This is a genomic window from Allobosea sp. (assembly GCF_048595345.1).
Classification (GTDB): domain Bacteria; phylum Pseudomonadota; class Alphaproteobacteria; order Rhizobiales; family Beijerinckiaceae; genus Allobosea.
The window spans coordinates 1-5,461 of sequence record NZ_JBMDWH010000189.1 but is presented as its reverse complement, the minus strand read 5'-3'; the positions used below and the strand labels follow the sequence as shown (position 1 = coordinate 5,461).

8 protein-coding genes are annotated in these 5,461 nt (G+C 66.6%); 3 read left to right on the top strand and 5 right to left on the bottom strand.

Translation table 11 applies throughout. The features are described from left to right. A partial coding sequence (locus ACOJTB_RS16795; RefSeq protein ID WP_420103670.1) for a 2-hydroxychromene-2-carboxylate isomerase occupies nt 1-443 on the bottom strand: 443 nt, incomplete at its 3' end. 240 nt (nt 444-683) lie between these two features. Between ACOJTB_RS16795 and ACOJTB_RS16790 the strand changes: the two genes are divergently transcribed. Next, complete coding sequence (locus tag ACOJTB_RS16790) at nt 684-1,916, top strand: argininosuccinate synthase (RefSeq protein WP_420103669.1); 1,233 nt, start codon at nt 684-686, stop codon at nt 1,914-1,916. Between the two features lie 36 nt (nt 1,917-1,952). Here the strand turns inward: ACOJTB_RS16790 and ACOJTB_RS16785 are convergent, their stop codons facing one another. Then, nucleotides 1,953-2,348, bottom strand: a complete 396-nt coding sequence (locus ACOJTB_RS16785) for a winged helix-turn-helix transcriptional regulator (protein WP_420103668.1) — start codon at nt 2,346-2,348, stop codon at nt 1,953-1,955. 106 nt (nt 2,349-2,454) lie between these two features. Between ACOJTB_RS16785 and ACOJTB_RS16780 the strand changes: the two genes are divergently transcribed. Further along, the gene (locus ACOJTB_RS16780; protein ID WP_420103667.1) at nt 2,455-3,321 is read left to right on the top strand and encodes an SDR family oxidoreductase; all 867 of its coding nucleotides are present in this window, start codon (nt 2,455-2,457) and stop codon (nt 3,319-3,321) included. Nucleotides 3,322-3,380: 59 nt separating this feature from the next. Further along, a complete protein-coding gene (locus ACOJTB_RS16775) occupies nt 3,381-3,722 on the top strand; it encodes a hypothetical protein (RefSeq protein WP_420103666.1) in 342 nt (113 codons plus the stop codon). 97 nt (nt 3,723-3,819) lie between these two features. On the opposite strand, the gene ACOJTB_RS16770 is transcribed toward ACOJTB_RS16775, so the two are convergent. The 3 genes from ACOJTB_RS16770 to ACOJTB_RS16760 all read right to left on the bottom strand — a co-directional run. Beyond that, a complete protein-coding gene (locus tag ACOJTB_RS16770; protein WP_420103665.1) occupies nt 3,820-4,065 on the bottom strand; it encodes a DUF2188 domain-containing protein in 246 nt (81 codons plus the stop codon). Between the two features lie 51 nt (nt 4,066-4,116). Then, a complete protein-coding gene (gene fabI / locus ACOJTB_RS16765; protein WP_420103664.1) occupies nt 4,117-4,950 on the bottom strand; it encodes an enoyl-ACP reductase FabI in 834 nt (277 codons plus the stop codon). Nucleotides 4,951-4,957: 7 nt separating this feature from the next. Next, on the bottom strand, nt 4,958-5,461 hold a 504-nt coding region (locus ACOJTB_RS16760; RefSeq protein ID WP_465248411.1), incomplete at its 5' end, for a beta-ketoacyl-[acyl-carrier-protein] synthase family protein.

Genomic DNA, 5,461 nt, shown 5'->3' with positions numbered 1-5,461 from the left:
GCGATCGCGGTGCCGGGCTCGGCGCCCGCCTCCTTCAGCGCCGCAACCAGCACGGCCTCCTCGGCGATGGTGCGCCCTTCGCAGAACTGGGCCCGGAACAGCGCCTTTGAGAAGGCAGGTGTCCAGCCCTCGTCGCGCCCGGCCAGGGCGATGCGCGCGGCGGTCAGCGAATTCTGCGGAAAATTCTGGGGCTTGACCATCGTCACGCCCTGGCGACGGGCACGCCGGCCGGTATCGCGCCAAAGATAGCGCCCCTTGCTCGGATTCAGCACGAAGGGCGAGTTCGTCAGCCCCTGGGCGGCGAAGATCGGGCCCAGCAGAAAGGGCCGCCAGCGGATCACGACACCCGCCTGCGCAGCCGCATCGTCGATCCTGAGAGCGCTGAGGAAGGAATAAGGAGAGGCGAACTCATACCAGAAGTCCAAGACGGGACGATTCGGCATTCGGCCTCCCAGCGGGTCTTATCGAGCACGGCGTGGTCCGAGGCAGCATATCACCAAGGACCATTGTTCCGCTTGCGAAAAGCATGCGGAAGCTGGCGGCCCGACCTCGATCGAACCACCCATCAGGGCAAGACGCGGAAAAGATCAAAATGTTCCGATTGCGTCGCTCCGATCCCTGGGATAGTGCGCCATCATGTCCGAAACGCGGCCCTGCCGGCCGCCAGCAGGAAAAGCAGACAGATGGCTGACAGCAGCGTGAAGAAGGTCGTCCTCGCCTATTCCGGCGGTCTCGACACCTCGATCATCCTCAAATGGCTGCAGACAACCTATCGATGCGAAGTGGTGACCTTCACCGCCGATCTCGGCCAGGGCGAGGAGCTGGGGCCGGCGCGCGACAAGGCGCTGCTGCTCGGCATCAAGCCGGAAAACATCTATATCGAGGATCTGCGCGAGGAATTCGTGCGGGACTACGTCTTCCCGATGTTCCGCGCGAATGCCGCCTATGAGGGCGTCTATCTGCTCGGCACCTCGATCGCGCGCCCGCTCATCGCCAAGAAGCTGATCGAGATCGCCGAGGCGACGGGGGCCGACGCTGTCTCCCACGGCGCCACCGGCAAGGGCAACGACCAGGTTCGCTTCGAGCTGACGGCCTATGCCCTGAAGCCCGATGTGGTGGTGATCGCGCCGTGGCGCGAATGGGATCTGCGCTCGCGCGAGCAGCTCATCGCCTTCGCCGAGCAGCACCAGATCCCGATCGCCAAGAACAAGCGCGGCGAGGCGCCGTTCTCGGTCGACGCCAATCTGCTGCATGCCTCCTCGGAAGGCCGAGTTCTGGAGGATCCCGCGGAGGAAGTGCCGGACTATGTCTATTCCCGCACGGTTTCGCCCGAGGAGGCGCCGGACCAGCCGACCATCGTCACCATCTCCTTCGAGAAGGGCGACGCAACCGCGATCGACGGCGAGAAGCTGTCCCCGGCCACCCTGCTCGCCAGGCTCAACGATCTGGGCCGCGACAACGGCATCGGCCGGCTCGACCTCGTCGAGAACCGCTTCGTGGGCATGAAGTCGCGCGGCATGTACGAGACGCCCGGCGGCACGATCCTGGCCGCCGCGCATCGCGCCATCGAGTCGATCACGCTCGACCGGGGCGCGGCGCATCTGAAAGACCAGATCATGCCGCAATATGCGGAGCTGATCTATAACGGCTTCTGGTTCTCGCCGGAGCGCGAAATGCTGCAGGCGCTGATCGACAAGAGCCAGGAATTCGTCACCGGCGAGGTCCGCATCAAGCTCTACAAGGGCGGCGTCCACGTCATCGGCCGCTCCAGCGACTATTCGCTCTACGACCAGGACCTCGTGACCTTCGAGGAAGGCGCCGTGGCCTATGACCACCGCGACGCCGCCGGCTTCATCAAGCTCAATGCGCTGCGCCTGCGTACGCTCGGCCAGCGCAAGAAGAAGCTCGGCCTCTGACCGGCTCGCCCGAGACGATTCTGCCGAGGGCCGCCGTCAGGCGGCCCTTTTCGCATAGCGGGCGTCCCGCACCGCGGGAAAATTGACCTCGGCCCATTCGATGAGCGCCAGCAGCGGGGCGGCGAAGCTCGCGCCGAGCGGAGTGAGCGAATAGGTCACGCTCGGCGGGACTGTCGGCTGCACGTCGCGCAGCACAAACCCGTCCTGTTCGAGGCGGCGCAGCGTCTGGGTGAGCATGCGCTTGGAGATATCCGGCACCGCCCGCTGCAGCGCACCGAAGCGCCGCGGGCGGGTGGCGAGTGCGCAGAGCAGGAGGATCGACCAGCGATCCCCCATCTGGTCGAGCAATCCGCGCACGGGGCAGCGCGTCGCATCCAGCCCCATGGCCTGCCAGGCTTCGAATTTCGCACCGAGGGCCTTCTGCGGTTCCATGGTGGTCTCCTCCGGGTAACCAGGTAACGGAGAAGTGCCGTCTTTCGGCGCGGCTCCGTGGTCTCTATTTGAGACTACCTCTAACACAACGCAGCGGAGCCTGCCCATGTCCCATCCTCGTTACGTCGTCACCGGCGCGAGCGGCCAACTCGGCCGGCTCGTGGTCTCCGCTCTCGCCGCCCGCATCGGCTCGGAGCAGATCGCCGCACTGGTCCGGTCTCCCGACCGCGCCGCCGGGCTGTTTCCCGAGGGTGTCATCGTGCGGCAGGGCGATTACGAAGCGCCGGAGACGCTGGGCTCAGCGCTCCAGGGAGCCGAGCGCGTTCTGCTGATCTCGTCGAACGCCATCGGCGCGCGGGTTGCCCAGCATCGCCGCGTGGTCGAGGCGGCCAAGGCTGCCGGTGTCGAGCGGATCGCCTATACCAGCGTGCTGCATGCCGACACGTCGGCGCTCGGCCTCGCCGAGGAGCATCGCCAGACCGAGGCGCTGATCGCGGAAAGCGGCATCGCCCATTCGCTGCTGCGCAATGGCTGGTACACCGAGAACTACACAGCCTCGATTGCGCCCGCGCTCGCGCATGGCGCCTTCATCGGCAGCGCGGGCAAGGGCCGCATCTCGAGCGCGGCGCGGTCCGACTATGCCGAAGCGGCCGCCGCCGCCCTCCTCACGGATCGCGGCGAGCGAACCGTGCACGAGCTCGCGGGCGATCACTCCTATTCGCTGGCCGAATTCGCGGCGGACATCTCCCGCCAAAGTGGCCGGGAGATCCCCTATATCGATCTGCCGGAGGCCGAGTTTCGCGGCGCGCTGATCGGTGCCGGGTTGCCCGAAGGGCTCGCTGCGCTGCTGGCGGATTCGGATGCGGCCGCGGCGCGCGGCGCGCTCCAAGACGACAGCGGCTCGCTCTCGCGGCTGATCGGCCGGCCGACGACACCCTTCACGGAGAGCATCGCGCGGGCTTTGAAGGGCTGACGGCGAACCAGGGACGGCTTCGGGCGTTGAGACGGCACTGCAAACCGTGAGTGCCTCGCATGAAGCCGTTCCTCGCCGTCGCCGCCTGCCTCCTCGGCACGGCCCCTGCCCTCGCGCAGGAGATCGCCCCGACCAAGCCCGCCACGCCCGAAATCGCGACCTGCAAGAAGGCCGCGCTCGAGACGCTGTCGGCCAAAGAGCCCGATATCAAGGACATCTATATCGACGAGGACGGGGCGACCGTCGCCGTGTCGGAATCGAAGGTGGAGACGATCCCGATCACGCGCATCATCATGTCGGAAGCCTATCTGCGCACGGATCGCTCCGACAAGCCGCGCCGGTTCCTGTGCCTGCTCGGCGAGAAGAACAAGGTGCTGCTGACCTTCTTCACCGCACGCTGAGGAGCCTGCCAGGCAACTTGCCACTCCATCCCCGGCGGCGCGAAGCGGCGCCGGGGATGACGTGGCTTTCCGCCGGATGCGCGTTCCCGGCCTGACCTCAGTGCCCGTCGACGACCTTGGTCGAGGGCCGGTCATGGCCATCGGCCAGTTCCTCGTGCCACTGCCCTTCGCGGTCCTGATAGACGATGCCGTCGGTGCTGCCGGCAACGGTCTGGCGCGCGGCGGCATCGGTCGCCGCCTTCAGCGCCGCCTCATGGGTGGGATGCGTCTCGGAGATGACGTCGCCGACCTTGTAGGCCCAACCGCCATCGTGCTCGACAACCTCGTACCTGACCGTGCTCATCGCCGTCTCCTGTTCAAGACAGGGAAACGGCGGCGTCGGCCTCCGGTTCCGCTAGTCGCCGTTGCCGCTGTCGGCGGCGCGCAGACTGTCCAGCACCGGCATCGAGGTGATGTGATAGCCGGCATCGACATGGTGAATGTCGCCGGTGACGCCCCCCGAGAGGTCCGACAAATAATAGAGCGCCGAGCCGCCGATCTCGTCGAGCGTCACCGATTTGCGCAAGGGCGAATGGGCGCGCTGCCAGGAGAGCATCGCGCGCGCATCCGAAATGCCGGCGCCCGCGAGCGTCCGCACCGGGCCGGGGGAGAGAGCATTGACGCGGATGCCGCGCGGGCCGAAATCGCCAGCCAGATAACGCACGCTCGCCTCCAGCGCCGCCTTGGCGACGCCCATGACGTTGTAATTCGGCATGATGCGCATCGAGCCGCCATAGGTCAGCGTCAGCATGCTGCCGCCATTGGGCATCCGCGCGGCGGCGCGCTTGGCGGCTTCGGTGAAGGAGAAGCAGGAGATCACCATGGTGCGCGAGAAATTCTCGCGGCTGGTGTCGGCATAGAGCCCCTTCAGCTCGTTCTTGTCGGAAAAGCCGATAGCATGGACGATGAAGTCCAGCGTGTTGAGCGCAGGATCGCCGCCCCAGGCCTCGTCGATCGCGGCGAAGGCCGAATCGACCGAGGCGATGTCCTCGACATCGCAGGGAATGACCAGCCGCGAGCCGATGCTGTCGGCGAGCGGCTTGACCCGCTTGCCCAGCGCCTCGCCCTGATAGGTGAAGGCGAGTTCGGCGCCGTGCGCGTGCAGGGTACGGGCAATGCCCCAGGCGATCGAATTCTGGTTGGCGACCCCCATGACGAGGCCGCGCTTGTTCTGCATCAAAGGGAGCATGGCGCCCTCACGCCTCCAGCTTCTTCATCACGATGGTGGCGTTGGTGCCGCCGAAGCCGAAGGAATTGGAGAGCACGCAGCCGAGGCCTGCATTGTCGATGCGCTTGCGCACGATCGGCATGTCGGCGAAGGCCGGGTCGAGCGTCTCGATATGGGCGCTCTCGCAGATGAAGTCGTTGTTGAGCATCAGCAGCGAATAGATCGCCTCCTGCACGCCGGTGGCGCCGAGCGAGTGACCGGTGAGCGACTTGGTCGCGGCGATCGGCGGGGCCTTGTCGCCCGTGCCGAAGACCTCGCGGATGGCCTCGATCTCCTTGGCATCGCCGACGGGGGTCGAGGTGCCATGCGGGTTGATGTAGTCCACCTTCGCGTTGAGGCCCTGCAGCGCCATCTTCATGCAGCGCACGGCGCCTTCGCCCGATGGCGCGACCATGTCGTAGCCGTCCGAGGTCGCGCCATAGCCGACGATCTCGCCATAGATCTTGGCGCCGCGGGCCTTGGCGTGCTCGAG

What these genes read in the sequence shown, in the direction of transcription:
- ACOJTB_RS16790 (WP_420103669.1), top strand. Translation starts at nt 684, where the DNA reads ATGGCTGACAGCAGCGTGAAGAAGGTCGTCCTCGCCTATTCCGGCGGT.
- ACOJTB_RS16785 (WP_420103668.1), bottom strand. Translation starts at nt 2,348, where the DNA reads ATGGAACCGCAGAAGGCCCTCGGTGCGAAATTCGAAGCCTGGCAGGCC.
- ACOJTB_RS16780 (WP_420103667.1), top strand. Translation starts at nt 2,455, where the DNA reads ATGTCCCATCCTCGTTACGTCGTCACCGGCGCGAGCGGCCAACTCGGC.
- ACOJTB_RS16775 (WP_420103666.1), top strand. Translation starts at nt 3,381, where the DNA reads ATGAAGCCGTTCCTCGCCGTCGCCGCCTGCCTCCTCGGCACGGCCCCT.
- ACOJTB_RS16770 (WP_420103665.1), bottom strand. Translation starts at nt 4,065, where the DNA reads ATGAGCACGGTCAGGTACGAGGTTGTCGAGCACGATGGCGGTTGGGCC.
- fabI (WP_420103664.1), bottom strand. Translation starts at nt 4,950, where the DNA reads ATGCTCCCTTTGATGCAGAACAAGCGCGGCCTCGTCATGGGGGTCGCC.